Source organism: Pantoea sp. M_10, assembly GCF_008631515.1.
GTDB classification, from domain to species: Bacteria; Pseudomonadota; Gammaproteobacteria; order Enterobacterales; family Enterobacteriaceae; genus Pantoea; species Pantoea anthophila.
Genome location: NZ_VWUL01000006.1, coordinates 198,586 through 224,864, shown reverse-complemented (window position 1 = coordinate 224,864; position 26,279 = coordinate 198,586). Strand labels below are relative to the sequence as shown.

Sequence of the window (26,279 nt, the reverse complement as noted above, 5' to 3'; positions counted from 1 at the left end):
TCAGTGTAAACAATGTGCTGCCATCAGGCTGTGAAATCTGGTTGACATCTGACTATAAAACATTCGATCAGAATCTTTAAGCAGCAGACCGTTTACACAGACTGACATAACTGTCGACATAACCGCTTTTCCGCCAGACAAAATGCGCGAAATGATCCATCAGGTGAACACTTTCGCTCTCAACTGTAATAAAACTGTAACAAATGTGTCATTCATCACAGTAACGCTGCGCAACTAACACTATTCTTTGCGCGAAATGGAACATCGGATGGCCATTTTCTCCTCTTTTCCTGCTTCAACCTGCCGGGAATTCAAAAACCATAATGTGCCCTGGAGGGCCTCACTGATGCTGAGCATTTTTAAACCTGCGCCACGCCAGCCACAGGTGGCAGAGGATCGTGTCGATCCCCTCTACCGTCGTCTGCGCTGGCAAATTTTCATCGGGATCTTCTTCGGTTATGCCGCCTACTATCTGGTCAGAAAAAACTTTGCGCTCGCGATGCCCTATCTGGTCGAGCAGGGTTTTTCGCGGGGCGATTTAGGGTTTGCCCTGTCGGGCATCTCCATCGCCTACGGCTTTTCAAAATTCATCATGGGATCGGTGTCGGACCGCTCAAACCCGCGCGTCTTCTTACCGGCTGGCCTGATTCTGGCCGCGGCGGTGATGCTGATCATGGGATTTGTGCCCTGGGCGACCTCCAGCATCATGGTGATGTTTGTACTGCTGTTTATCTGCGGCTGGTTTCAGGGGATGGGCTGGCCGCCGTGCGGACGCACCATGGTTCACTGGTGGTCACAGAAGGAGCGCGGCCGGATCGTCTCGGTCTGGAACTGCGCCCATAATGTGGGCGGCGGTATCCCCCCGTTGCTGTTTCTGCTGGGCATGGCGTGGTTTAACGACTGGAAAGCGGCGCTCTACATGCCCGCCTTTGGCGCGATTGCCATTGCGATTCTGGCCTTTGCGCTGATGCGCGATACCCCGCAATCCTGTGGCCTGCCGCCGATTGAAGCGTATAAAAACGACTATCCGCCCGACTACGATGCCAGCCATGAAGAGGAGCTGACGGCAAAGCAGATCTTCATGAAGTACGTGCTGCCTAACAAGCTGCTGTGGTACATCGCGCTGGCCAACGTGTTTGTCTATCTGCTGCGCTACGGCATCCTCGACTGGTCTCCGACCTATCTCAAAGAGGTGAAACACTTCACGCTGGATAAATCCTCCTGGGCCTACTTCCTGTATGAATATGCGGGGATACCAGGGACGCTGCTCTGCGGCTGGATGTCGGATAAGGTGTTCCGCGGCAATCGGGGGGCGACCGGGGTGTTCTTTATGACGCTGGTCACCGTCGCGACCGTCATCTACTGGCTCAATCCGGCGGGTAACCCCGGCGTTGATATGGCCTGTATGATCGTGATTGGCTTCCTGATCTACGGTCCGGTGATGCTGATTGGTCTGCACGCGCTGGAGCTGGCCCCGAAAAAAGCGGCAGGAACGGCAGCGGGCTTTACCGGCCTGTTCGGCTACCTGGGAGGCTCGGTGGCCGCCAGCGCCATTGTCGGTTACACCGTCGACTACTTCGGCTGGGATGGCGGCTTCCTGGTGATGATCGCAGGCTGCGTGCTCGCCGTTATTCTGCTGCTCCTGACCATGGTCAGCGAACACAGACACAAACAGAAAATCGCCTGACGGCATAAAAAAAGGGCCGGATAACCGGCCCTTTTCATTCAACTACTTATGCGAGGTAAAGTGCGCGCAGCGTCTGCGGCACCGCATCATCCGCATTCGATCCAATCACTTCCAGCGCCGGCAGCGTATCTTTCAGCCGCTGATGGGCGTTCTGCATGATACAGCCCTTACCCGCCATGCTCAGCATCTCCACATCGTTCATGCCGTCGCCGAAAGCGATACAGCTTTGCAGCGAATGACCCAGCTGCTTCGCCACGGCTTCCAGCGCATGCCCCTTCGACACGCCGCCCGCCATGACCTCCAGACAGGTGGGCAATGAGAAGCTGACGTTAACGCGATCACCCCAGCGCGCTTCGATGGCCTGCTCCATCGGGATCAGATGTTCAGGGTTTTCGCAGGTGAAGAAGACTTTGCTGATGTTATCGGTTGGCAGCAGACCTGGCTCATAGACCTGATAATTGAACACCGACTCGCGGAAGTAATCCTGTTCCGCCGGACTTGAGCGGCTGACAAACCACTCATCATCCCGGTAGACGTGAGTCAGGATTTCGTTGTGGTGATATTGCAGGCCAAACAGATCGCTGGCGATGTCGGCATCCAGATTGTGACTGAAGACCAGTTCGCCCGCCGCGTTGTGAACGCGCGCGCCGTTTGAAGTGATCATATAAGCCGGAATCGCCAGGCTGTCGCGCATCTGTCCGACATCGATATGATGACGGCCGGTCGCGAAAACGAAGTGAATATCTCTGGCGACCAGTTGCTGCAGTGTTTCGCGTGCAAACGGGGTCAGGCGATGTTCGGGAGAAAGCAGCGTGCCATCCAGGTCGGATGCAACGATGTGGTACATGAAAACCTCGGGTATCGGAGTCTGCCGGCTTTCGCCGGTCGGATAAATAACGTCAGTGATGCGCTGAAAAGAAGTCGACCACTGCATTGAGCGCTTCGGCACGCATCGCGTCTTTTTCAAACAGGATCTCATGACGCGCGCCGTTGATCACCCGCGGCGTGTTGCCCTCACACGGATGACCCGCCGCAGCCATCGCGGCACAAAACAGGTCCTGCGAACGGTTATCGACCACCCGATCCTCGCTGGCCTGTAACAGCAGCAGCGGCGTGGTGATCTTATCCACCTGGCTGATGATGTTGCGACCGGCATGGATGCCTTCGCGCACCCAGTGATAGGTCGGCCCGCCAACGCGAATCGCCGGATCATCAGCATAAAAGCGCAGGTTACGCCGGTAACGCTCAGCACTGTGCGTCAGCCGGTTGATGCCAAACGGATGCGCGCGCCAGCGTCCGGTGCCGAGCGCATAACCATCGCGCACCGCCGGGCGTTTCTCCGCCCAGTCGAGTATCCGGTGGGTCAGGAAAGCAGGCAACGGCAGCGCAATACCAAACATCGGGGCCACCAGGGCAACCGCATGAAAAGCCTGCGGCTGCCGCGCCAGAAACAGCGTTAATATTGCGCCCCCCATCGAGTGAGCCAGCGCATAACGCTGCTGATAGTGTCCGCTGACGATCTCTTTCAGATAGAGGGTTTCGAGATCGTCGACATAGTGGGTAAATTCCACCACGTGGCCGCGGTGTGAGTCCTCCAGCAGACGATCGGAGCGCCCCTGGCCGCGATGATCGAGGATCACCACATCGAAGCCACAGTGAAACAGATCGTAGGCCAGCTCGGGGTATTTGATGTAACTCTCGATGCGGCCGGGCACAATCAGGATGACACGCGTATGTTTCGGTGACGTGAACCGGACGTAACGTAATGTCAGATTGCCGACGCCGGTAAACTCACGCTCTTCACGGCTGTGCCAGAAGTCGAGCAGCGGACCGGTTGCAAAGGCAGCAAAGGCTTTTTCGCGTCGCAGCCAGCTGGCTTTGTGTGGATTCATTCGCCCTCCTGATGACCGGATAAAGAGTCCCTGTTGCCGTACGCAGGCCGTAGCGCCGCGCTTATTTCTGGCGTATTGTGTCACACTTCCGCCCCTAAAGAGAGCGCAACCCATGACCATCGAATGGTGGCTGACCTATCTGCTCACCACCACAATTCTCAGCCTGTCGCCCGGCTCCGGCGCGATTAACACCATGAGTACCGGCATCAGCCACGGCTATCGCGGCACGGTGGCATCCATCTCCGGCCTGCAGGTCGGGCTGGCGCTGCATATCGTGCTGGTAGGCATCGGGCTGGGGGCGCTGTTTTCCCAGTCGCTGCTCGCCTTTGAGATTCTGAAATGGGCCGGTGCGGCCTATCTGGTCTGGCTGGGTATTCAGCAGTGGCGCTCAGCGGGCGGTATTGACCTGGACGCGGTCGCTAAAGCGATGCCGCGCCGTCGCCTGTTCAAACGTGCCGTGCTGGTGAACCTGACCAACCCCAAAAGCATCGTCTTTCTGGCGGCGCTCTTCCCGCAATTTATTCAGCCGCATCAGCCGCTCTTTATGCAGTATCTGGTGCTGGGCGTGACGACCGTAGTGGTCGATATCATCGTGATGATTGGCTACGCCACGCTGGCGACCCGCATTGCGGGCTGGATTAAAGGGCCAAAACAGATGAAGCTCATGAACCGTATTTTCGGCGGACTGTTTATGGCGGTCGGCGCCCTGCTGGCCAGCGCCAGGAAGATCGCCTGATCCTGACGCGCCGGCCCGCCAGGGCCGGCGCGATCGCTTCTCTCTCATCACACCGCCGGCACGGCGCGCAGCACGATGATGCCCGGCACTGACCGCATATATTCCCTGAACGGCGCATCGACAACCCGGCGGTTTTCAGCCCGCGAGGAGGCGTTCCTGAACCACAACCGGCCATCGTGCCGGACGGCAATCCCCACATGTGAGACATCCAGCCCCGCCGCGGGCGTGTAGATCCCGACGTAATCGCCATTCTGAATCTGGTTAAGCAGCCGGGGCGTAAGGGCGCGGGCCGGAATGTAAGTGATCGGACGCGGCATCACGCCCAGACCCGGCACTTTTTCTGTTCCGCTGGCCTGACGATTGAGTGGCTTCATCACCGTCACCGCCGCCGGGCTCAGTGTGCGGGTGACGTCATCGGCAATCGGCGGGCTGTCAGCAGCCCAGTCAGAAAAAAAGTGGCGCCGTTTCAGGTAGCTAACCTCGCCATCCCGATAACGGGTGCGGATAAGGCTGGCTTCAAAGCTGGGGCGATCGTGGCTTTGGCTCAGCGCCTGCACATAATCCAGCAGCGTAAAGCAGTCCACCCCGTAGAGGTTGATCACCAGCGCTTCGGGCGTCGCAGGCGAGCCGATCAGCGTATGGGCCTGATAAGGTGTCCCGAGAAAAGCCGCAGAGATCCGGCTAATCCTGTCACCCTGCGGCAGGCCGGGCGCAGGAAGCTGCGCCAGCATCGACGTCACCTTATCCGTCCGGATCGGCTGCGACGCCGGATAACGGGTCGCCGCTGGCGACGCGCAGGCGCTGATGCCCGCACTCATTAACAGCAGCAGCAGCGCTTTCATTCTCATCCTCCTGTTCCTGCAAAAATATGCCCGGTTACCGACCTTACCAGAGGTGATGCCTCGGTGGATGAACACCGGGTGACGATTGAGTGACGGTTAAGGTAACGGGATAAACGGTGAAGCAGAGTGTGATCGCTGTCACATGAGGGAGAGACGACGGGAGGTGAGAACCCTGCCGGACGCGCCTCGTGCACGCCGGCATCCGCGATGCTTAGCGGGAGATAATCAGATGGATGCCGAAACCGGCAAAGAGCACCCCTGCCATACCATCTACCCATTTTGCCAGGCGCTGATATTTCGCACGCATCCACGGCAGGGCAAAGATTGCCGCCACCAGCGCAAACCAGGCAAAAGTTTCTGCGATGATCAGCAGGAACAGACCCCAGCGCTCCGTCGCGCCGACATCATCCCCGACAAACAGCGAGAAGACGCTGCCGAAGTAGATAATCGCTTTAGGATTTGAGAGATTCGTCAGCAGCCCTTTGAGGAAGCTCATGCCGCGTTTTGGCAGCTCCACCACAGGTTCATCCTGCTGCGGCTGTTTGTGGCGCTGACGTGCCGACCCCATCAGCTGCCAGCCCATCCACAGCAGATAGAGTCCGCCACCGACCATGATGATCTGGTGCAGCCAGGCCATTTTCTCCAGAATCAGATGCAGCCCCATCAGCGCCACTCCCGCCCAGACAACGATACCGAGCGTAATGCCCAGCACGCCCATCATCGCCTCTTTGCGTGAGCGGCTGGCAGCCGTCTGTGAGACAAAAAAGAAATCCGGGCCGGGGCTCATCAGCGCCACCAGGTGTACCAGCGCCACAGTGGCAAATAACATCAGCATAATCAGTGTCCTTTACTCTTCATCGAGATGCTCTTTGATCATCACCAGGAAAGGTTTGCCAAAGCGCTCCAGTTTGCGGTGACCCACGCCATTGACGCTGAGCATCTCTGACGCGCTGACCGGCATCTGTTCTGCCATTTCAATCAGTGTGGCGTCATTGAACACCACGTAAGGCGGAATATTCTCTTCATCGGCGATCGCTTTTCGCAGCTTACGCAGCTTGGCAAAGAGCTTGCGATCGTAGTTGCCACCGTGAAACTTCGCCGGACTGCTGCTCTTCGTCTTCGCGGTAATCAGGCGCGGCACCGCCAGCATCAGGGGGACTTCACCGCGCAGCACCGGGCGGGCAGCTTCGGTCAGCTGCAGCGCCGAATGCATGGCAATGTTCTGCGTGACCAGCCCCAGATGAATCAACTGACGCAGCACGCTGACCCAGTGCTCGTGACTCTGATCTTTGCCGAGTCCATAGACCGGCAGTTTGTCATGACCCTGTTCCCGGATACGCTGATTGTTGGAGCCGCGCAGCACCTCCACGATATAGCCCATGCCGAAACGCTGTCCCACGCGGTAGATGCCGGAGAGCGCCTTCTGCGCCTCGACCAGACCATCATACCGTTTAGGCGGATCGAGACAGATATCGCAGTTATCGCACGGCTGCTGGCGCCCCTCACCAAAGTAGTTGAGCAGCACGAGGCGGCGGCAGGTCTGCGCCTCCGCAAACGCGCCCATGGCGTTGAGCTTATGGCGTTCAATATCCTGCAGCGGCCCCGGCACTTTCTCTTCCAGACACTTACGCAGCCAGGCCATATCTGCCGGATCGTAAAGCATCATCGCCTCGGCGGGCAGGCCATCACGGCCGGCACGGCCGGTTTCCTGGTAATAGGATTCGATGTTGCGCGGGATATCAAAGTGAACCACAAACCGGACGTTGGGCTTGTTGATGCCCATCCCAAAGGCCACCGTCGCCACCACGATTTGCAGATCGTCACGCTGAAACGCTTCCTGCACTCTGGCGCGCTGTTCGCTGTCGATACCGGCATGATAGGCCCCGACGCTCAGCCCCCGGCTCTGCAGGCGCGCGGCGGTGTCTTCCACCTTCGCCCGGCTGTTGCAGTAGATAATGCCGCACTTGCCGCGCTGATCCTGAACGTAGCGCAGCAGCTGATCGGTGGGCTTAAATTTTTCCACCAGGGTGTAGCGGATATTGGGACGGTCGAAGCTGCTGATCTGGATCAGCGGGTCCTGCATGTGCAGCAGGTTAACGATGTCGTTACGGGTGGTTTCATCGGCGGTCGCGGTCAGCGCCATCACCGGCACCTCCGGGAAGCGTTCACGCAACCGGCCCAGCGCGCCATATTCCGGACGGAAATCGTGCCCCCACTGCGAGATACAGTGCGCCTCATCCACCGCCAGCATCACGGGCTGCCAGTGTGCCAGATTGTCGAGGAAGTTATCCATCATCAGGCGTTCAGGGGCGATGTAGAGCAGCTTCACCCGACCGGTGCGGCAGTCAGCCATCACCGTCTGCTGCTGTTCGCGCGTCATAGTGGAGTTGAGACACGCCGCGGCCACGCCGTTTGCCAGCAGCTGATCGACCTGATCTTTCATCAGTGAGATCAGCGGCGAGACCACCAGCGTCAGGCCTTCGCGCACCAGCGCCGGGATCTGATAGCAGAGCGATTTACCGCCGCCGGTGGGCATGACCACCAGACAATCGCGCCCGCTCAGCGCCTGATTGATGATCGTCTGCTGACCGGGACGAAACTGCTGGTAGCCGAAGGTATCCTGCAATACCTGCTGCGCCAGCGCTTCCTGATTGAGAACTGCCGAGGTTGCCACGCGATTCCTGTCGTACGTTAGGGATTAGAACAAGTCGTTGAGCGTTACACCCACACCCAGACGCGTCTGGCGATGGTTGTAATCGATCAGTGATTCACCGTAGCCGCTGAACACCTGCGTATAGAAGCGGACATGCTCACTGATTGGGTAGCTCCAGGCCATCGTCGCACCGCCATAACCGCTGTTCCAGTTATAGTTGCCTTCAACGCTGAAGATACTGTCGCCCAGCTTATAGCCCAGCCGGGTGCGGTAGTAACCCATATATTTGGTGATATCGGGGTTGTCGTCATTATTTGCCCCGTCCGGGATGCGATACCAGGGTTTGATCTCCGCCAGGAAGTTCCCGTTCTCCGCCATCAGCCGCGCATAAACGCGGTTCCAGCTGCGCGAAGTGGGATCGCTGCGCCCGTTAGACTCATGATTCAGACCCAGTTCGACATCCCGCAGTGTCCAGCCACCCAGCGAATAATCCGTGGCCCAGCCAAGGAAAATCTGCGGCTCATAATTGGTCTCACGGAAGGGCGAGGATTCACCGCGATTCGACAGCTGCCACCAGGAGCGCTGGGTGTAAGAGGCGGCCAGCACCGAGTTATCACCCAGAATACCGCGCCACAGCGGAAACGCCAGGCTGAGCTGGAATTTCACTTCATCTTTGCGGGCATTTTCTCCCCAGTTATAGGAGGAGATCGCCTCTTTATTCAGGTCGCTGGTGTAGGTGTAGAGCAGATAGTTGTTCTCGTAAGGATAGAGAACAAACGGATTATCATGCTTCTCCAGCAGGTTAGCAATGATGCTGCCCTGAACCTGTGGCGCGTCATGAACCTCTTTGATCTGAGCTTCATCTGCCTGCGCCAGCGCAGGAATTATCAACATTGCCGCCAGCAAGGCGCGATGCTTACGCATAAAATTCTCCGGTGAGCGCTGCGTATCAAAACAACTGAAAGGGTGTCGTAAAAAGCAGGCCATTCTACACGCAAATGGCAGTGAGCAAGAGTGCTGATTTCTTAAACTGGAAACCCCCTCGCAGGCGGCATAGAATACACAACTCATTCAGATTGCGCGCCCCTCTGGCCCGATTTTTTCAGGACACATCATCATGTCATCACCCGTGCTGACACCGCAGGACGCTCGCCAGCTGGTCGGCGAAATTTTCGTTTATCACATGCCCTTCAATCAGGCGCTGGGTCTGGAACTGATGCGCCTGGAGACGGACTACGCCGAAATCAGCTTTGCCAACAAAACCATGCTGGTGGGCAACCAGGCACAACAGATCCTGCATGGCGGGGTGATCGCGTCGGTTCTGGATGTGGCGGCAGGCATGGTCTGCGTCAGTAATGCGCTGACCCGTCAGGAGAGCATCAGCGAAGCCGAGCTTCGCCAGCGTCTCTCCCGCATGGGCACCATCGATATGCGCGTTGACTATCTGCGTCCCGGACGCGGTGAGCGCTTTACCGCCACCAGCAGCCTGCTGCGTGCCGGTAACAAAGTCGCCGTGGCGCGCGTCGAGCTGCACAACCAACAGGGCGACTATATCGCCACGGCAACCGCCACCTATCTTATCGGCTAAGCACGCCATCTGGATCTCATATGGATACGCAACAAACCCGCCAGGGCGTGGGTTTCGCCCTGGGGGCTTACTTTATCTGGGGCATCGCGCCAGCATATTTCAAACTGGTGAAGCAGGTTCCGGCCACGGAAATCATGACGCACCGGGTTATCTGGTCTGCGCTGTTTATGCTGCTGCTGATTACGCTGAGCCGCAGCTGGCCCGTCGTACGCAGCGTGTTCTCTCAGCCAGCAAAAGTGCTGATGCTGGCGCTGACCGCGCTGACCATTGGCGGCAACTGGCTGCTGTTTATCTGGGCGGTGAATAATCAGCATATGCTGGAAGCCAGCCTGGGTTACTTTATTAATCCGCTGATTAATGTGGTGTTCGGCATGCTGTTTCTGCGCGAGCGTTTCCGTCGTCTCCAGTGGCTGGCGGTGCTGCTGGCCACCCTCGGCGTGCTGGTGCAGCTGTGGCAGTTCGGTTCGCTGCCGGTGATTGCGCTGGGGCTGGCGCTGAGCTTCGCCCTGTATGGTCTGGTGCGTAAAAAGATTCAGGTCGATGCCCAGAGCGGCATGCTGATTGAGACCCTGTGGCTGTTCCCCCTGGCGGCCATCTATCTGTTCGGCTTTGCCGACAGCCCTACCAGCCATCTCTCCGCTAACCCGCTGAGTCTCAACCTCAGGCTGGTCGCGGCAGGGATTATTACCACCATTCCGCTGATGCTGTTTGCGGCGGCCTGCAGCCGGCTGCGTCTCTCCACGGTTGGCTTCTTTCAGTATCTCGGCCCGACCCTGATGTTTATCCTGGCGGTCGTTTTCTACGGGGAAACCATCACGCCAGACAAGATGGTCACCTTTGGCTTCATCTGGCTGGCGCTGCTGGTGTTTGTCTGCGATGCGGTGGCGTTTTCATTCCGCACCCGTGCGCGCGTAGCGTGAAATAAAACGCGCCATCGCCGGACCGGTCAGCAGGATGGTGAACAGACGCAGCGTCTGTAACGCCATCACAAAAGCCATGTTGACCTGGGTGCCCGCGGCAATAATCGCCACCGTGTCCAGCCCGCCCGGACTGGTGGCGAGATAGGCGGTCATCAGATCGATATCCACCATCTGCGTCAGCATCCACGCCAGCCCGCCACACAACAGCATCAGCCCGAAGATGGAGGCGAGCATCTGCGGCAGCGTGCGCAGCGCCAGCAGGAAAATCGGACGGGTGAACCGGAGCCCGACACTCCAGCCGATCAGCGCGTAGGCCAGAGCCAGCAGCCACTCCGGCACCTGGAGTACCGCAACACCGCTGCCGTTCAGTGCCGCCCCCGCCAGCGCGGGCAGCAACAGCGCCCCCGACGGGATGCGCAGCCGGGTGCCCAGCCACGCGCCCGCCAGCATCACCGCCAGCGTGATGACAAAGCCGCGATTCAGGGCGGGAAACCAGAGCAGCGAGACGCTGTGTGCCTCATCCCCCAGACCGATACGTGCCACCAGCGCCGCCGCCGAGGCGACAAACAGCACCCGCAGATACTGCATGAACGCCACCAGCCGCACGTCGGCCCCAAAGTCGCCCGCCATCGCCACCATGGCGGATGCGCCACCCGGTGACGATCCCCAGGCACCGGTCGGGCCTGGCAGCTGACTGAAGCGCACCAGCAGAAAGCCCGATACGCCGCTGGCCGCCAGGGTCAGCAGCAGCACCGCCAGCACCACCGGCCACTCCTGAATCAGCGGCGTCAGAATCGACAGCGACAGGCTCTGTGCAATCATGCAGCCCAGTACCGCCTGCGCCAGCAGGAACAACCGCCTGTCGATGCGCAGCGTTGCGCCTGATAACCCCATCACCACGCCGACTACCATCGGGCCCAGCAGCAGCGCCGCGGGCACCTGAAAGTGGTGCAGCAGCGTCCCCAGCAGGACCGACACCAGCAGCAGCAGCGCCCACTGCGCGCGTAAGGATAAAGCGTCCATAAAAGTTAATTATTTGTAAAAACAAGGGGGACAGAGTACGCAGAAATGGCGACGGGAGCCAGCAGAACGGGCCATCGATGATGGCCCGGAACGTTTTACAGCCAGTTTTTACGTTTGAAGTAGAGATAGGGTGCCAGACCCGCCAGGATCATCAGGCCAATCGCCGCCGGATAGCCAAAGCTCCACTTCAGTTCCGGCATAAACTCGAAGTTCATCCCGTAGCTGGATGCCACCAGCGTCGGCGGCAGGAAGACGACGGAGACCACCGAGAAGATCTTGATGATGCGGTTCTGCTCGATGTTGATAAAGCCCATCGCGGCCTGCATCAGGAAGTTGACCTTCTGGAACAACGATTCGTTGTGCGGCAGCAGCGACTCGATATCGCGCAGGATTTCACGCGCCTGTTCCAGCTGGTTGCCTGGCAGACGCGCTTTACGCACCAGGAAGTTCAGGGCGCGCTGGGTATCCATCAGGCAGAGACGCACTTTCCAGCCGATATCTTCCAGCTCTGCCAGGCGTGACAGCGCCTGATCGTACTCTTCGCCCTGCTGACCTTCCATAATCACCCGGCTGAGTTTCTCCAGCGCGCTGTAGATGTTTTCGATCTCATCCGCCAGCTGTTCGATTTTGGTCTCGAACAGGTCGAGCAGCAGCTCAAACGCGTTGCCGTCGATCAGGGTCTGGTTTCGGGCGCGCATGCGGTAGAGACGGAAAGCGGGCAGTTCGCGTTCGCGCAGGGTATAGAGGCGGCCTTCACGGATGGTGAACGCCACGGTGGAGTTACCGGCGTGGTCGTCCGCATCTTCATAAAAGAAGAAGGAGTGGATGTGCAGACCATCTTCATCTTCGAAGAAGCGGGCCGACGCCTCGATATCTTCCAGCTCAGGTCGGGTTGCCAGGCTCTGGCCCAGCTCACACTGCACCCGGTCACGCTCGCCCTCTTCCGGCTCGATCAGATCGACCCAGACGGAGGTGGTCAGCTTGTCGTTTTCGTCTTCCAGCTCCAGTCGCGTCAGGCGGCTGTGGTCCAGTTTAAATGCGCTCAGCATAGCAATACTCCCCATTGCAGACTAAATGGGACAAGGCAATCCGCCGTTCCTCAACACAGAACGGGCGGCCTGAACACGGAAACAGAGTTTCAAAGGTAAATCAGTGCTGACTCGTGCGACGGGATCAAAAAGGGAGGTCGCTGATAACCGCTAAGGCTACCCGCGTAAAGAGGTAGCCTTAGATGTTATGCCTGGTATCCAGGTCATTGAGCCAGCATCGACTGGGCGTGTCCAAGGCGTTGTCCTCTCATGATAATAGTGGGCGCATGTTACGCTGAGACGAAAAAGCCGTCAACCGCACGCTAAAGCGTTTCCAGCTTCGCGTAAGCCGCCACCAGCCACTTGACTCCCTGCCCCTGAAACGCCACCTGCAGGCGGCTGTGCTCGCCGCTGCCTTCCAGGTTAATGATGGTGCCTTCACCAAATTTGGCGTGATGAACACGCTGGCCCAGCGAGAATCCGCTGTCATTTTTGGTCACCGGTGCTCCCATCCGCTGATGGCTGACCGGACGACTGACGCTGGCGCGCAGCCGCACTTCTTCAATGCACGTTTCGGGCAGCTCACCGATAAAACGGGAAGGACGGTGATACACTTCCTTACCATAGAGTCGGCGGGTTTCGGCGTAGGTCAGCGTCAGCTTGAGCATCGCACGGGTGACGCCGACATAAGCGAGACGACGCTCCTCTTCCAGCCGGCCCCCCTCATCCAGCGACATCTGGCTCGGGAACATCCCCTCTTCCATGCCCACGATGAAGACCTGGCTGAACTCCAGCCCTTTTGCCGAGTGCAGCGTCATCAGCTGAACCGCATCCTGCCATTTGTCTGCCTGACCTTCGCCCGCTTCCAGCGCCGCATGAGATAAAAACGCCTGCAGCGGCATCAGATCTTCATCTTCGTCCTGATAGCTGAACTGGCGGGTTGCCGTCACCAGCTCCTCAAGGTTTTCGATTCGCGCCTGACCCTTCTCGCCTTTCTCCTGCTCATACATCAGCCACAGACCGGAGTCTTTGATCACCCGATCGGTCTGAACATGAAGCGGTAATTCGGCGGTTTCGGTCGCCAGGGAATCGACCAGCTCACAGAAGCGTTGCAGCGCCGAGGCGGCCCGGCCAGCCAGCGCACGGGTTTGCAGCAGTTCGCGCGTCGCCTGCCACAGTGTCATCTGACGTTCGCGGGCAGTCTGACGCACCACGTCGAGCGTCCGATCGCCCACGCCGCGCGTCGGGGTATTGACCACACGCTCAAACGCCGCGTCGTCATTGCGGTTCGCGATCAGACGCAGATAGGAGAGCGCATCTTTGATCTCCTGACGTTCAAAGAAGCGCATGCCGCCATAAATCCGGTAGGGCATGCTGCTCTGCAGTAGCGCCTCTTCCAGCACACGGGACTGGGCGTTACTGCGGTAGAGAATGGCGCAGTCATTGAGTGCCCCGCCGTTCTCCATCCAGACCTTAATGCGGTTAACCACGAAGCGCGCTTCATCCAGCTCATTGAAGGCGCAGTAGATAGAGATCGGTTCCCCATCGCTGCCGTCGGTCCAGAGCTCTTTACCCAGCCGGCCATTGTTATTGGCGATCAGGGCGTTGGCGGCTTTCAGGATGTTATTGGTTGAGCGGTAGTTCTGCTCCAGACGGATGGTTTCCGCGCCGGGAAAATCCTGCAGGAAGCGCTGAATATTTTCGACCTGCGCGCCGCGCCAGCCGTAGATCGACTGGTCATCGTCACCCACGATGATCACCCTGCCGCTGTCACCCGCCAGCATCCGAATCCAGGCATACTGAATGTTGTTGGTATCCTGGAACTCATCCACCAGCACGTTGGTAAAGCGTTCGCGGTAGTGATTCAGAATGTGCGGCTTGTTGAGCCATAACTCATGCGCGCGCAGCAGCAGCTCGGCAAAGTCCACCAGACCGGCGCGGTCGCACGCTTCCTGATAGGCCTGATAGATGCGCAGCCAGGTCTGCTCGATCGGATTGCCGTAGCTTTCGATATGCTTTGGCCGCAGGCCTTCATCTTTTTTGCCGTTGATGTACCACATGCCCTGGCGCGCAGGCCACTGCTTCTCATCCAGGTTCATCGATTTAATCAGGCGTTTAAGCAGGCGCAGCTGATCTTCACTGTCGAGGATCTGAAAGTCCTGTGGCAGACCAGCGTCAAGATGATGAGCACGCAGCAGGCGATGCGCCAGACCGTGGAAGGTCCCGATCCACATCCCGCCCTGGCTGGTGCCAATCAGCTGCTCAATACGGTGACGCATCTCTGCCGCCGCTTTGTTGGTAAAGGTCACTGCCATAATGGAATAGGGTGAACAGTTCTCTACCGACATCAGCCAGGCGATGCGATGCACCAGCACCCGCGTTTTACCACTGCCCGCGCCTGCCAGCACCAGCAGGTTACTGCGCGGGGCCGCTACGGCCTCACGCTGATTGTCATTTAACCCATCGAGCAGTTCAGAAACGTCCATAAGCACCGGTTACCAAAGAGAAAACGCCGTCATCGCGCGCGGTATTTCGCCTGCCACAGATAAGGCTGGCGGCAAAGCTGAAAGCGGCAACGACTGGATAAATTTACAGCCATTATAGCAGTGAGGTGAGTGATGCCAACCGCGAAATTTCGACATGCGGCAACAGGCGCGCGTCCGGGATATGCATCAGGTTGCCCTGCCGCAGGTTAATCCAGCACGCCTGCAGCCCGCCGCGCAGCGAACCCGCCACGTCAGTGGTGAGATCGTCGCCCACATGTAGAATATGGTGGGGGGCGATAGCAAGACGCTGCGCCGCCAGCTGATACATATCCTGCCACGGCTTGGCGCGCCCGTCGGGCCCGGCGCGCAGAGTGAACTGAAAATAGCCGGCAATACCCATTTTTTCCGGGCTGGCGTTGCCGTTGGTGATCGCCACCAGCGGCACTTTCTCCGCCAGCGCTTTCAGCGTCTGATGGGTTTCCTCCGGCATCACAACCTGACTCCGCCACTGGTGGAAGACCGCCATCACCTCTGCCGCGCCCGCCGTGGCTTCCGCCGCAGAGAGGCCGATATTCAGCATCGCCAGCTCAACCGAACGGCGGCGCCACTCCGAAACGTCGTGAAAGATGTCGGGCTCGCGCTGCAACAGCTCATCTCGCAGTTGCTGATAATCCTGCGGCGTAAAGTCGCGCAGCGCCGGATGAAAAGCCTGTAACGCGGCATGAGACTCCAGCGTGGTGCGGCGGATCACCGGGTAGTTATCGTAAAGCGTGTCATCAAGGTCGAAAGTCATGGCTTTGATGGCCGACAGCGGACGATAAAACTTCATTCGTTCTTTCCTCGTTTGGCGCGGGGATGCGCGGCGTCATACACCGAAGCCAGATGCTGGAAGTCGAGATGGGTATAGATCTGGGTCGTCGACAGGTTCGCATGCCCCAGCAGCTCCTGCACGGCGCGCAGATCGCCGCTGGATTCCAGCAGATGCGTTGCAAAGGAGTGACGCAGCTTATGCGGATGGATATGACTGGCGACGCCCTGACGAATGCCCCATTCGGCGAAGCGCTTTTGCACGCTGCGCGGCGAGATGCGGTTGCCGCGCGTTGAAAGAAACAGCGCATCATCCTGACAGCCGAAGGTCTCACGCAGCGGCAGCCACTGTTCGATCCAGGTCACGGCCGTGCGGCCAATCGGCACCCGGCGCTCTTTACTGCCCTTACCCACCACCCACACCTCACCGGAATCGAGGTCGACGTGGCGGCAATCCATATTGACCAGTTCAGAGAGACGCAACCCGCCGCCATACATCACCTCCAGCATCGCCCGGTCGCGAACGGCCAGCGGATCGCTGAGATCGATCTCCAGCAGCTGATTCACTTCGTCAACGTCGATATTCTTCGGCAGATGGCGCGCTTTACGCGGCGTCATCACCCCTTTGGCGGGGTTAGCGGCGAGCATACCCTGACTGACCTGCCAGTTCAGGAAACTGCGCAGGGCTGAGAGACGCAGCGCAAGGCTGCTGGCCGAGAGTCCGGCGCGGCGGCTGCGCGCCGCCATACTGCGCACCTGGGCGGGCTCCAGCGCGGCCCAGGTGCTGAGCTTCATCTCATCCGCAATCGCGACCAGCGCAGCGAGCTGGCGCGCATAGCTGCTCTGGGTCAGCGGACTTAACTGGCGTTCCACTTTCAGGAAGCGCAGAAATCCGTCAACGGCCTCCTGCAGCGCGCTGCTCATGCGCGTTCAACCCAGCGCGACAGCAGACCTGGCATCATCTGTGACAGGTGCTGCAACAGCAGCGTTCCCATGTCTGACTGATAGTGCTGGCTGTCGCGGCTGCTGAAAATCAGCACGCCGAGGTCGCCCGCTTCGCCCATCAGCGACATCGCCACCGAGCCGATCGCTTTAGCCTGCGGCAGCAGCAGCAGCAGTTCCGGGCCGTTGATGTTGCCGAGATAGTGATGCTGATGACCGAAACGCTGAATACGCAGCGGTTCGAAGGCCTGACGTGACAGGCTCAGCTGGAAGAAATCGGAGGGGGCGCCCAGCAGCCATTTATCGCTGAACAGCCGTACGTTGGCACCCGCCAGCCCCAGCTCTCGCGCCCAGCGATGCAGCCGGTTAAGCATATCCTGCAGGGAGTCAGCCGCGGCCAGATGGCTCTCCAGCGACAGCAGACGATCAAACAGCTCATGGTTGGCGCTGGCCTGCTCCATCAGCAGCGTGATCTCCTCTTCCAGCCGCTGGATGTGGTTGCGCTGACGCGCCATATGCCACTCCACCAGCGAGACGCTGCCGCGAACCGGATGCGGCACGGCCATCTGCTCCACTTCGCGGGCGTTACGGATAAAGAAATCGGGATTCTGCCGCAGATAATCGCTGACGGCCTGATCGTCCAGCAGAACCGAACTGTCAGCCTGCTCTTCGATATTTTTCATAGATGAATAAACCCATCGTAGACGTGTGTCGCAGGACCGGTCATGTAGAGCGGCTGTCCGGCCCCTTTCCAGGTGATATGCAGGGTTCCGCCGGGCAGATCGACACGCACTTTGGGTGCCAGAATGCCCTGCTGGATGCCGCATGCCACGGCAGCACAGGCGCCGCTGCCGCACGCCTGCGTTTCTCCCGCGCCGCGTTCGTAGACGCGCAGGCGGATGTGTTCGGGATTGATGATCTCCATGAAGCCCACATTGACCCGCTCCGGGAAGCGCTCATGGCTTTCCAGAATCGGGCCCAGCAGTTCAACCTGTGCGGTTTTCACACTTTCAACCTGAATCACGCAGTGCGGATTGCCCATCGACACCGCGCCCAGCATCACCGTCTGTTCGGCCACGCGCAGCAGATAAAGGTTTTCCGCTTTATTGGCACGGAACGGCACCTGCTGCGGCTCAAAGTTCGGTTCGCCCATGTTCACGCGCACCTGATCGTCCGGCGTCACGGTTAACACCATGCGGCCATTCTGGGTACTGACCCGGATATCGCTTTTGTTGGTCAGCCCTTTCAGCTGCACAAAGCGGGCAAAGCAGCGTGCGCCGTTACCGCACTGAGCCACTTCGCTGCCGTCGGCGTTGAAAATGCGGTAGTGGAAATCGAGATCGGGATCGTAGGGCGGTTCAACAATCAGCAGCTGATCGAAGCCGATCCCCAGATGACGATCGGCCAGCCGGCGGATCAATTCCGGCGAAAAGAAGACGTTTTGCGTCACCGCATCCACAACCATAAAATCGTTGCCGAGACCGTGCATTTTGGAGAACTGCATTTTTTGCTCCGCCGGGTAAGCCATCAGATTAGTTCGCTTTTACGCCTGAATTGCCGGTTACCAGCCCGCCCACATCGGCTTTAGAGGCGTCCGCTTTCTGGCGTTCGGTCGGCGCTTGTTGTTTCTTCGGCTGATCCTTCGGCGGGAAGTAAAGCGGCCCTTTCAGACCACAACCTGCAAGGCTGATTACTGCCAGTGTCATGGCAAACAGGCTTATCACTTTCTTCATTCTTTATGCTCTTCATGTCCTTTACCTGGATGCTTATCATCGCAGTTGAAGGTGGAAAAGCAACAGGAAATCCCCGCAAATAGCGTGAACCTGATAAGCGGTCAGGAAGCGCGCGGCCACCTGCTGAGCGCAGGCAGCCGGTTGGCATCAGTGCACCTGATAGCGTGGCTGATAGTCGCTGTTGTCGTTGTCAGGCTGGCTGGTGCAGAGCTGGGTCAGCGTCTGACTGCGGAACGGTATCACCTGAAAACGCTCGCCGGTGTTCACTATCTGGTAGAACTGCGGCAGGTTAAAGTTGATGAAGCTCGACCCGTAGGTAAAGCGATCGTGCGAGGAGGAGTAGAACCGGCTGACGTCGCGCACCAGCTCCTCTTTGCTGCCTTCGCAGTGATGGTAAACCTCAACCCGGTTGGACTCATCCAGGATATAGATATTGAAGCCCTGGTCGTCCGTCGTGTTCTCGAAAAAGAACTGAATAATGCCTTCGCTGGCATAGCCGTTGACCACCGGCGGCAGCGGCGTCTGGTTGGTTTCGACTTTGATCGACAGCCCGTGCAGCTTGTTATTGGAGATCGCGCCATAAAACTCCACCGCGTTTTCCAGCTTCTGCACGGAGACGCTCATGCGTTCAAAGAAGAGTCCCCAGGTCTGGCCAGCCATACGCAGCGCCTTGAAGCGGCCAGGCTCCTGACGCGTGCTGGAAAGGCGCAGCTCAATGCACTCGGACACCAGCTGCTGAACGCGCGTGCGAATCAGACCGCGCAGATGCTGGCTGTAGCAGAAGACTTCTACCGTATCTGGCGGTGCGGCATCCTGGTGCATCTTGCCCAGAATGGTTTTCAGTCCCTCGATCATCGCCTGTTCACCGCTGAAGTGCAGGGTTCGCACCTCATTCCAGGAGTTACGGTAGAGCAGGTCAATGCTGCCAATCAGGCACTGCTGCTGCTGACCGAAGCTGAAGACATCGAGTTTGCGGAAGTCAAAATGCACCACCTGATTGCGGAAGGCCGCCGTCGGGTCGTGCTCAAGATTCACGATAATCGCCAGGTGCCGAATTTCGCACGGGCTGTAGAGCGCTTTGGGCGTCGGCGCAGGCAGGCGCAGCGGGAAGTGGCTGGAGACGTCGTTAACCAGCTCCTGCAGGCGCGCCAGATCGCAGGTGTCATTGCCTTTGATATGCAGCCGTGTTTTGCGGGTCAGCAGGCCATTAAACCACGCCCACGCCACCAGCTTGTTCAGATAGCGGTTATATTCCAGCGGCTGATGGCTGATGATCGAATCCATATCCGGCGCCTGATTATAGAGATACCAGCCGGAGCGGTTGGCACGGCCAGGCGGCACATGAATAAAGGTCAGGTTCGGCTCAGAGAGATCGGGTGAAATCTGCGGGTTCACCAGCGTCACTTTGCCCGGCAGCGCCTCAAAGGCGGCATACAATTTACGGGTCAGCACGCCGATATCCTGCGGGCTGGCGCTCACGCTTAAATTGTTACGGCGGGCAAAGCGGATCAGGTTGCGATAGCTCTGCATCATCGCATCCAGCAGTTCATTGTGGGCTTCACGCACGCGCTCGATTTTCCACCCGGCGCGGTTATCCAGGATAGCGAGCTTCTCGTCGTTCCAGCCCCACTCTTTCACCAGCTGCGATAAAATTTCGCGACGCCAGCCGCTGCGCTGCGGATGGTCGTCCGTGCTGAGCTTTTCGCACACTTTGAGATAGAAACAGCGCCGCACCAGGTCGAGACGCGGCTGATCGTCGATGCTGGTCAGATAGTGCGTCACGCGCTCCAGCATCATGCAGTAAGGGTCCAGCCCGAAGCAGATGATTTCGCCATCGTGCAGACGCTGTTTAATGTCCATCGCCAGCAGCTGGGTGTTCGGATATTCCCAGCTGTAGGCTTCCAGCAGCAGGGTCTTCAGCACCGCTTTATAGGGCGAATCGATACTCTTATAGAGCTGCCACAGGCTGGCACCGAAATACTCTTCCGCCGACAGGGTGCCAAGGCCGCCCAGATCGAGCCACTCGTTAGGCGTCAGCACCCCTTTGGCATAGAGCGACATCACGTAATCGTCGTAGTGATGCTCCTCTTCGCCCGGCACCATATTCCACAGGAGGCGTTTACCCGCCATACGCACCGCGGTGCGGTAAAACTCATCCAGCAGGAGAATGTGTTGCGTTGAGCCACAATCTTCACCGCCCAGACTGCCGCTTTCGTTGTGACGGAAGCGGTTCTCGTCGATCAGGAAGAAGCTCACTTCCACGCCCATCGAGACGCACCACTTCTGCAGCAGCGTGCATTTGCGCTGCAGATTCAGGCGCTCTTCATTATCCAGCCAGGATTGATGGCAGACCCAGATATCGAGATCTGAGACGCTGTTCTGCCCGACAGAGGAGGTGCTGCCCATGGAGTAGATCGCCGTGATCGGCATTTCGCCTTTCGGCGCATCGGCATGGCGCAGGTCGCTGTCACCGGTGAGATCGGCCAGCAGCTGACGCTGGTTTTCATCAGGCGTGAAAAAGCTGATGCCATGTGGAACGTTACCTTCAAGGTAACCCGGCATCTGCGGATGTTGATAATGTAATAAGGTTGGCAGCAGACTGTAGACGCGCTGAAAAGCGGGTCCCATGGCAGCCAGCGCACGATCAACGCGCAGCTGGTTGATTGCATCCAGTCTCTGTTTCAGTGTCTCAATGTAGAGGTACAAGACGTTTCGCCTGATTGTCCCAGTGTTTAAGCACCCTGTTTCCCCGCTCTGCCGCTTATAAAAGTAAAAAAGTGGGCAGATAATTGCTGGAAACGTGATCAATCTAACACCCGGCAGATTGACCGTAAAGAAAGTTGCGCTACTTAACAGTTTAGCACGTTCTTACCAGCTTCCCGCCTTTTCAGCACTGGTTCCAACGTGATGGCTTGATAAACCGGGCCTGAAACCGCTCACAGGCCGTTTTCAATCCGTTGAAACTGACAGTATTCACCCAGAGATGATAGGATATTCAGTGAACGATAAAAATGGTTAACAGCATGTTAGACAAAATTTTCAGAATTGCTACAAGACAAAGCCCGCTCGCATTATGGCAGGCACATTATGTACAGCAACGCCTGATGAGCGCCCATCCGGGACTGCGCGTTGAACTGGTGCCGATGGTCACCAAGGGTGACATTATTCTTGATACGCCGCTGGCGAAAGTCGGCGGTAAAGGGCTGTTTGTCAAAGAGCTGGAACTGGCGATGCTGGATGGCCGGGCCGATATGGCGGTGCACTCAATGAAAGATGTGCCGGTCGATTTCCCTGAAGGTCTGGGCCTCGTAACCATCTGCGAGCGCGACGATCCGCGCGATGCGTTCGTTTCTCATCATTATGACAGCCTGGACGCGCTGCCTCAGGGTGCTATTGTCGGCACCTCCAGCCTGCGTCGTCAGTGCCAGATTAGCGCTCGTCGCCCGGATCTGGTGATCCGCTCGCTGCGGGGCAATGTGGGCACCCGTCTGAGCAAACTGGATGCCGGTGAATATGACGCGATTATTCTCGCCGTTGCCGGGCTGAAACGTCTGGGGCTGGAAGATCGTATTCGTCAGGCCCTGCCTGCTGAAGTCTCCTTACCCGCCGTGGGCCAGGGCGCAGTCGGTATTGAATGCCGTCTGGATGACACCACCCTGATCGGCCTGCTGCAGGCGCTGAATCACGACGACACGGAAGTCTGTGTCAGAGCGGAACGCGCCATGAATACCCGTCTCGAAGGGGGGTGTCAGGTGCCTATCGGCAGTTTCGCCGTGCTGGAAGGCGATGAACTCTGGCTGCGCGGCATGGTCGGTGCACCGGATGGTCATGTGATGGTCAGCGGCGAGCGTCGTGGTCCGCGGGATCAGGCCCGCGAGATGGGCATTTCACTGGCCGACGAGCTGCTGGACGGTGGCGCCCGTGAGATTCTGCAGGACGTTTACCAGGGGCAGCCACCGGCATGACCATTCTGGTGACGCGCCCGGAACCCGCCGCGGCAGAGCTGGTGTCACGCCTGCATGCCCTTGGCAGGCAGGCGTGGAGCCTGCCGCTAATCGAGTTCGCACCGGGCGCGGACCTCCCCTTTCTGTCTCAGAAGCTCGCCGCCCTCCGCCCGGGCGACCTGGTTTTCATTCTTTCTCAGCAGGTTATTCACTACGCGCAGCACGCGATCAAAGCATGGCCCGGCGAGCTGGACTATTATGCAATTGGTCGCAGCACTGCGCTGGCGTTTCACACCGCCAGCGGCCGGCAGGTAACATGGCCCCATGCTCATGAAACCAGTGAAGAACTGATTCAGCTGAATACGCTGCAGCAGATTGCCGGTAAACGTGCGCTGATCCTGCGCGGCGACCCCGGACGCGAATTGCTGGCAGAGACATTAACCCGGCGTGGTGCTGAGGTGACGTTTTCTGCCTGTTACCAGCGCTGTCAGAAGCATTACGACGGACCGGTCGAAGGCCGCCGCTGGCGCGATCGCGGCGTCTCGGTACTGGTGGTCACCAGCGGTGAAATGTTACAACAGCTCTTTTCGCTGTTCCCCGCAGTCGATCGCGAGGAATGGCTGCTCAACTGCCGACTGATTGTCGTCAGTGAACGTTTGGCTACCCTGGCCGCAGAATTGGGTTGGCAGGATATTCAGGTAGCCGATGGTGCCGATAACGATGCGCTGCTGCGCGCGTTACGATGAACTTAACAATGGGATGTGCCACATATGACGGAACAAAAAGACTCCTCCGCCATGGTTGAAGAAACCACCCCAGCGGTCGACCGCTCTCTCTCCAGCAACGACACGCCTCCGCGCAATGCGAATAAAGGTGGCATGGCGCTGGGGGCAGTGGCGATCGTCATTGCGCTGGCGATGGGTGCAGGTTTATACCTTTACGGGAAACATCAGGCTGATTTACAGGCACAAACCAATCAGAAGCTGAGTGACCAGCTGAGTGCGCTGCAGCAGCAGGCCAGCAGCGACAAACAGCAGCTGACCCAGCAACTGAGCGGCGCTGAAACCGCACTGCAGACGGCACAGGCCCAGCAGAACGCGTCAGCCAAAGAGCTGGAAACCCTGCGTGAAAAAATGGCCGTGATTTCCGGCAATGACGTGCGCAGCTGGTTGCTGGCCCAGGCCGATTATCTGGTGAAACTGGCTGGCCGCAAGCTCTGGAGCGATCAGGATGTCACGACCGCCGCTGCGCTGCTGAAAAGCGCCGATGCCAGCCTGGCCGACATGAACGATCCCAGCGTAATGAACGTGCGTCGCGCCCTGACCCAGGACATCAGCAATCTCTCCTCCGTCACGCAGGTCGATTATGACGGCGTGATCCTCAAGCTGAATCAGCTGTCGAACAACGTCGATAATCTGCGTCTGGCAGACAACGACAGCGATGATGCGCCGATGGACAGCGATGGCGGCGAACTGTCGGGTTCCGTGCGCGAGTGGCGTCAGAACCTGGTGAAGAGCTGGCACAACTTTATGGATGACTTTATTACCATCCGCCGCCGCGATAATACCGCCCAGCCGCTGCTGGCCCCGAATCAGGATGTCTATCTGCGTGAGAATATCCGCTCGCGTCTGCTGATCGCAGCGCAGGCTGTGCCGCGTCATCAGGATGAGATTTACAAACAATCTATCGATACCGTCTCCGCCTGGGTTCGCGCCTGGTATGACACTAACGATGCGGCAACGAAAGCCTTCCTTGCCCAGCTGGATGAGCTGAGCCAGCAGAACATCAATATGGATCTGCCTGACACGCTGGAAAGCCAGCCGTTGCTGGAACAGCTGATGCAGACCCGTGTGCGGAACCTGTTAGCACAGCCCTCTGCCGCTGCCACTCAGCAGGGAGGCTAAGCATGCTTAAGGTATTTATCCTCTTTATCCTGCTGATTGCGGGCGTGGTACTGGGACCGATGATTGCCGGTCATCAGGGCTATGTGCTGATTCAGACTGATAACTGGAATATCGAAACCAGCGTCACCGGGCTGGTGATTATCCTTATTCTCAGCCTGCTGGTAATTCTGGCCGTGGAGTGGCTGCTGCGTCGCGTGCTGCGAACCGGCGCACGCACCCGTGGCTGGTTTACCGGACGTAAACGCCGCCGCGCCCAGCGTCATACGCAGACTGCGCTGATGAAGCTGGCGGAAGGTGACCACCGTCAGGCGGAAAAACTGCTCTCTAAAGATGCCGATCACGCGGATGTGCCGGTAGCAAACTACCTGCTGGCTGCGGAAGCCGCGCAGCAGCGCGGTGATGAAGTGCGTGCCAATCAGCATCTTGAACGCGCGGCAGAGCTGTCCGAAAACAATACTATTCCGGTAGAAATTGCCCGCGCACGTATTCAGCTGGCGCGCAATGAAGATCACGCTGCACGTCACAGCATCGATCGTCTGCTGGAAGTGGCACCGCGTCATCCTGAAGTGCTGCGTCTGGCTGAACAGGCCTATGTCCGTACTGGCGCCTGGAGTGCGCTGCTGGATATTCTGCCTGCGATGCAGAAAGCGCAGGTCGGCGACGACCTCCATCGCGACGCGTTGCAGCAGCAGGCCTGGCTGGGCCTGATGAATCAGGCGATGGCCGATCAGGGCAGTGACGGTCTGAAGCGCTGGTGGAATACGCTGAGCCGTAAGACCCGTCAGGATACCACGCTGCAGGTCGCCATGGCGGATCACCTGATTGAGTGCAACGATCATGACACCGCCCAGTCGATCGTGCTGGAAGGCCTCAAGCGTCATTATGACGATCGTCTGGTGCTGCTGATGCCCCGCATTAAAAGCGGCAATCCGGAAGCACTTGAGAAGGCGCTACGTCAGCAGATCAAACAGCATGGCGCAACGCCGCTGCTGCACAGCACGCTGGGGCAGTTGCTGATGCGTCATGGAGAGTGGCAGCAGGCAGCGGATGCTCTGCAGCAGGCGCTGTCACAGCGTCCTGACGCATTCGATTATGCGTGGCTGGCGGATGTGTATGATCGTCTGCATCGTCCGGAAGAGGCCGCGAAGATGCGCCGTGAAGGCTTACTGCTGACGCTGAAAAATAATCCTGGTGCCTGACAGGCGCAAAGCTAACTAAGCCGGGCTCGCCCGGCTTTTTTGTGCCCGCAATCTGCCGCTCCTTCTCCTCAGGCAAAAAAAACACCTGCCAGTGGCAGGTGTAAGATCAGGTCGGTAAGACAACCGGGAGGTACCCGACTCAACGTGGTGTCTGGTAATCCTGTAAGGCTTACGCGATACAGGCAGGCAGACAACAGGTACCTAAAATTGGCTCTGCATCATTCCCAGATTTATGCAGCATCAGCAGACATAAGAGGTGGAATGAGCATCTACAGCAGGAGTATTGCACAAGCCGTGCCAGTTTGAAGGTTATTTTAAAAACTATTTTAAATCATTATGTTATTGAAGATGCTGAGTGCTCCAGCGGAGCAGATGGCGGGTAAGTGTCGGTATCCGGCGACAGCAGGGACTTTCGCTGTCTCTTAACGGAGACAGCGAGCCCGGACTCTTTATGAATCTATAAATAACAATAACTTATTTGTCGGCAATTCACGACGCTTTCGATCCTGCTTAAGCAATCTTCTCTGACAACTGACTCACTCAAAGCGGGTAATCTGGCATCAAACAATACGCTAACGAGCACGCCGGCTCTCACCACAGTGCGGGCTTCAGGGAGCATACGCCTTTCGCAAAGACGCAAAAGACGCCATCCATGGCAGGCTCAGCGCGGGCCATCCCTGGCCCGCTATGCTTTGCTACAGGCGTATGCTCCCTTCGCTTTAAGTCTGGCAGACGCATTAAGTACTGACATAAGCTTCAGAGGGTTTACAGCAATGAAGAAGCTCAACGTACAGGTAACACGGGCAGAGGAGGAAAGCGTCCAGGGATGGCTTAAGCGACTTTTCGATCTGACCGTGTTCCCTTCGCAGGCTCAGATTTACAGCAAACTTATCTC

The 26,279-nt window shown here is 58.2% G+C and carries 24 protein-coding genes; 8 read left to right on the top strand and 16 right to left on the bottom strand.

Annotation, left to right across the window (positions count from 1 at the left end):
- The first annotated feature begins 346 nt into the window (after positions 1-346).
- The gene (glpT, locus tag F3I47_RS17260) at positions 347-1,687 is read left to right on the top strand and encodes a glycerol-3-phosphate transporter (protein WP_009088478.1); all 1,341 of its coding nucleotides are present in this window, start codon (positions 347-349) and stop codon (positions 1,685-1,687) included.
- Positions 1,688-1,733: 46 nt separating this feature from the next.
- Here glpT and yigL read toward each other — a convergent pair whose 3' ends face one another.
- Together yigL and pldB are read right to left on the bottom strand one after the other, a co-directional pair.
- Positions 1,734-2,534 carry a sugar/pyridoxal phosphate phosphatase YigL gene (gene yigL, locus F3I47_RS17255; RefSeq protein ID WP_009088476.1) on the bottom strand — a complete coding sequence of 267 codons (801 nt, stop codon included), beginning with the start codon at positions 2,532-2,534 and terminating at the stop codon, positions 1,734-1,736.
- Positions 2,535-2,586: 52 nt separating this feature from the next.
- Entirely contained in the window at positions 2,587-3,579 is a 993-nt protein-coding gene (gene pldB, locus F3I47_RS17250; protein WP_009088474.1) for a lysophospholipase L2, read from the bottom strand.
- 112 nt (positions 3,580-3,691) lie between these two features.
- Between pldB and rhtB the strand changes: the two genes are divergently transcribed.
- Positions 3,692-4,315: a homoserine/homoserine lactone efflux protein gene (gene rhtB / locus F3I47_RS17245; RefSeq protein WP_003854387.1), complete on the top strand. Its 624-nt coding sequence runs from the start codon at positions 3,692-3,694 to the stop codon at positions 4,313-4,315.
- A gap of 47 nt (positions 4,316-4,362) precedes the next feature.
- Here the strand turns inward: rhtB and F3I47_RS17240 are convergent, their stop codons facing one another.
- The 4 genes from F3I47_RS17240 to pldA form a co-directional block, all read right to left on the bottom strand.
- The gene (locus F3I47_RS17240; protein ID WP_190311355.1) at positions 4,363-5,163 is read right to left on the bottom strand and encodes a DUF1460 domain-containing protein; all 801 of its coding nucleotides are present in this window, start codon (positions 5,161-5,163) and stop codon (positions 4,363-4,365) included.
- A gap of 205 nt (positions 5,164-5,368) precedes the next feature.
- Positions 5,369-5,992 carry a threonine export protein RhtC gene (rhtC, locus tag F3I47_RS17235; protein ID WP_009088470.1) on the bottom strand — a complete coding sequence of 208 codons (624 nt, stop codon included), beginning with the start codon at positions 5,990-5,992 and terminating at the stop codon, positions 5,369-5,371.
- A 12-nt stretch (positions 5,993-6,004) separates the two neighbouring features.
- Positions 6,005-7,831: an ATP-dependent DNA helicase RecQ gene (gene recQ, locus F3I47_RS17230; RefSeq protein ID WP_009088468.1), complete on the bottom strand. Its 1,827-nt coding sequence runs from the start codon at positions 7,829-7,831 to the stop codon at positions 6,005-6,007.
- A 24-nt stretch (positions 7,832-7,855) separates the two neighbouring features.
- Complete coding sequence (pldA, locus tag F3I47_RS17225) at positions 7,856-8,734, bottom strand: phospholipase A (protein WP_009088467.1); 879 nt, start codon at positions 8,732-8,734, stop codon at positions 7,856-7,858.
- A gap of 193 nt (positions 8,735-8,927) precedes the next feature.
- Between pldA and F3I47_RS17220 the strand changes: the two genes are divergently transcribed.
- Both F3I47_RS17220 and rarD read left to right on the top strand, forming a co-directional pair.
- The gene (locus tag F3I47_RS17220; protein WP_150029898.1) at positions 8,928-9,398 is read left to right on the top strand and encodes a thioesterase family protein; all 471 of its coding nucleotides are present in this window, start codon (positions 8,928-8,930) and stop codon (positions 9,396-9,398) included.
- Positions 9,399-9,418: 20 nt separating this feature from the next.
- Positions 9,419-10,318 (top strand): EamA family transporter RarD, encoded by a 900-nt coding sequence (gene rarD / locus F3I47_RS17215; protein ID WP_009088462.1) that lies wholly within the window; start codon positions 9,419-9,421, stop codon positions 10,316-10,318.
- Here the strand turns inward: rarD and F3I47_RS17210 are convergent.
- The 10 genes from F3I47_RS17210 to F3I47_RS17170 all read right to left on the bottom strand — a co-directional run bounded on the left by F3I47_RS17210 (position 10,289) and on the right by F3I47_RS17170 (position 21,043).
- A complete protein-coding gene (locus F3I47_RS17210; protein WP_150029899.1) occupies positions 10,289-11,341 on the bottom strand; it encodes an AbrB family transcriptional regulator in 1,053 nt (350 codons plus the stop codon). The genes rarD and F3I47_RS17210 overlap by 30 nt on opposite strands.
- 95 nt (positions 11,342-11,436) lie before the next feature.
- Positions 11,437-12,390 carry a magnesium/cobalt transporter CorA gene (gene corA / locus F3I47_RS17205; protein WP_009088458.1) on the bottom strand — a complete coding sequence of 318 codons (954 nt, stop codon included), beginning with the start codon at positions 12,388-12,390 and terminating at the stop codon, positions 11,437-11,439.
- A gap of 178 nt (positions 12,391-12,568) precedes the next feature.
- Positions 12,569-12,625, bottom strand: a complete 57-nt coding sequence (gene ysgD / locus F3I47_RS22760) for a YsgD/CorL family protein (protein ID WP_350769477.1) — start codon at positions 12,623-12,625, stop codon at positions 12,569-12,571.
- Between the two features lie 67 nt (positions 12,626-12,692).
- Complete coding sequence (uvrD, locus tag F3I47_RS17200) at positions 12,693-14,855, bottom strand: DNA helicase II (protein ID WP_150029900.1); 2,163 nt, start codon at positions 14,853-14,855, stop codon at positions 12,693-12,695.
- Between the two features lie 112 nt (positions 14,856-14,967).
- On the bottom strand, positions 14,968-15,684 hold the full coding sequence (yigB, locus tag F3I47_RS17195) for a 5-amino-6-(5-phospho-D-ribitylamino)uracil phosphatase YigB (protein ID WP_009088454.1): 717 nt from the start codon (positions 15,682-15,684) through the stop codon (positions 14,968-14,970).
- A complete protein-coding gene (gene xerC / locus F3I47_RS17190) occupies positions 15,681-16,586 on the bottom strand; it encodes a tyrosine recombinase XerC (protein WP_150029901.1) in 906 nt (301 codons plus the stop codon). Before xerC ends, yigB begins: the two co-directional genes overlap by 4 nt.
- Positions 16,583-17,287 carry a DUF484 domain-containing protein gene (locus F3I47_RS17185; protein ID WP_150029902.1) on the bottom strand — a complete coding sequence of 235 codons (705 nt, stop codon included), beginning with the start codon at positions 17,285-17,287 and terminating at the stop codon, positions 16,583-16,585. Before F3I47_RS17185 ends, xerC begins: the two co-directional genes overlap by 4 nt.
- Complete coding sequence (dapF, locus tag F3I47_RS17180; protein ID WP_150029903.1) at positions 17,284-18,108, bottom strand: diaminopimelate epimerase; 825 nt, start codon at positions 18,106-18,108, stop codon at positions 17,284-17,286. The genes F3I47_RS17185 and dapF overlap by 4 nt, the downstream gene beginning before the upstream one ends.
- 28 nt (positions 18,109-18,136) lie before the next feature.
- Positions 18,137-18,337, bottom strand: coding sequence for a lipoprotein (locus F3I47_RS17175; RefSeq protein WP_009088446.1), 201 nt, complete (start codon positions 18,335-18,337; stop codon positions 18,137-18,139).
- Between the two features lie 147 nt (positions 18,338-18,484).
- Complete coding sequence (locus F3I47_RS17170) at positions 18,485-21,043, bottom strand: class I adenylate cyclase (RefSeq protein WP_009088443.1); 2,559 nt, start codon at positions 21,041-21,043, stop codon at positions 18,485-18,487.
- Positions 21,044-21,360: 317 nt separating this feature from the next.
- Between F3I47_RS17170 and hemC the strand changes: the two genes are divergently transcribed.
- The 4 genes from hemC to hemY are packed head-to-tail and all read left to right on the top strand — an operon-like array spanning position 21,361 to position 25,384.
- The gene (gene hemC / locus F3I47_RS17165; RefSeq protein WP_111208493.1) at positions 21,361-22,302 is read left to right on the top strand and encodes a hydroxymethylbilane synthase; all 942 of its coding nucleotides are present in this window, start codon (positions 21,361-21,363) and stop codon (positions 22,300-22,302) included.
- On the top strand, positions 22,299-23,027 hold the full coding sequence (gene hemD, locus F3I47_RS17160; protein ID WP_150029904.1) for a uroporphyrinogen-III synthase: 729 nt from the start codon (positions 22,299-22,301) through the stop codon (positions 23,025-23,027). The genes hemC and hemD overlap by 4 nt, the downstream gene beginning before the upstream one ends.
- 24 nt (positions 23,028-23,051) lie before the next feature.
- The gene (gene hemX, locus F3I47_RS17155) at positions 23,052-24,185 is read left to right on the top strand and encodes a uroporphyrinogen-III C-methyltransferase (RefSeq protein WP_009088438.1); all 1,134 of its coding nucleotides are present in this window, start codon (positions 23,052-23,054) and stop codon (positions 24,183-24,185) included.
- Positions 24,186-24,187: 2 nt separating this feature from the next.
- Positions 24,188-25,384: a protoheme IX biogenesis protein HemY gene (hemY, locus tag F3I47_RS17150; RefSeq protein ID WP_150029905.1), complete on the top strand. Its 1,197-nt coding sequence runs from the start codon at positions 24,188-24,190 to the stop codon at positions 25,382-25,384.
- Positions 25,385-26,279: the final 895 nt, after the last annotated feature.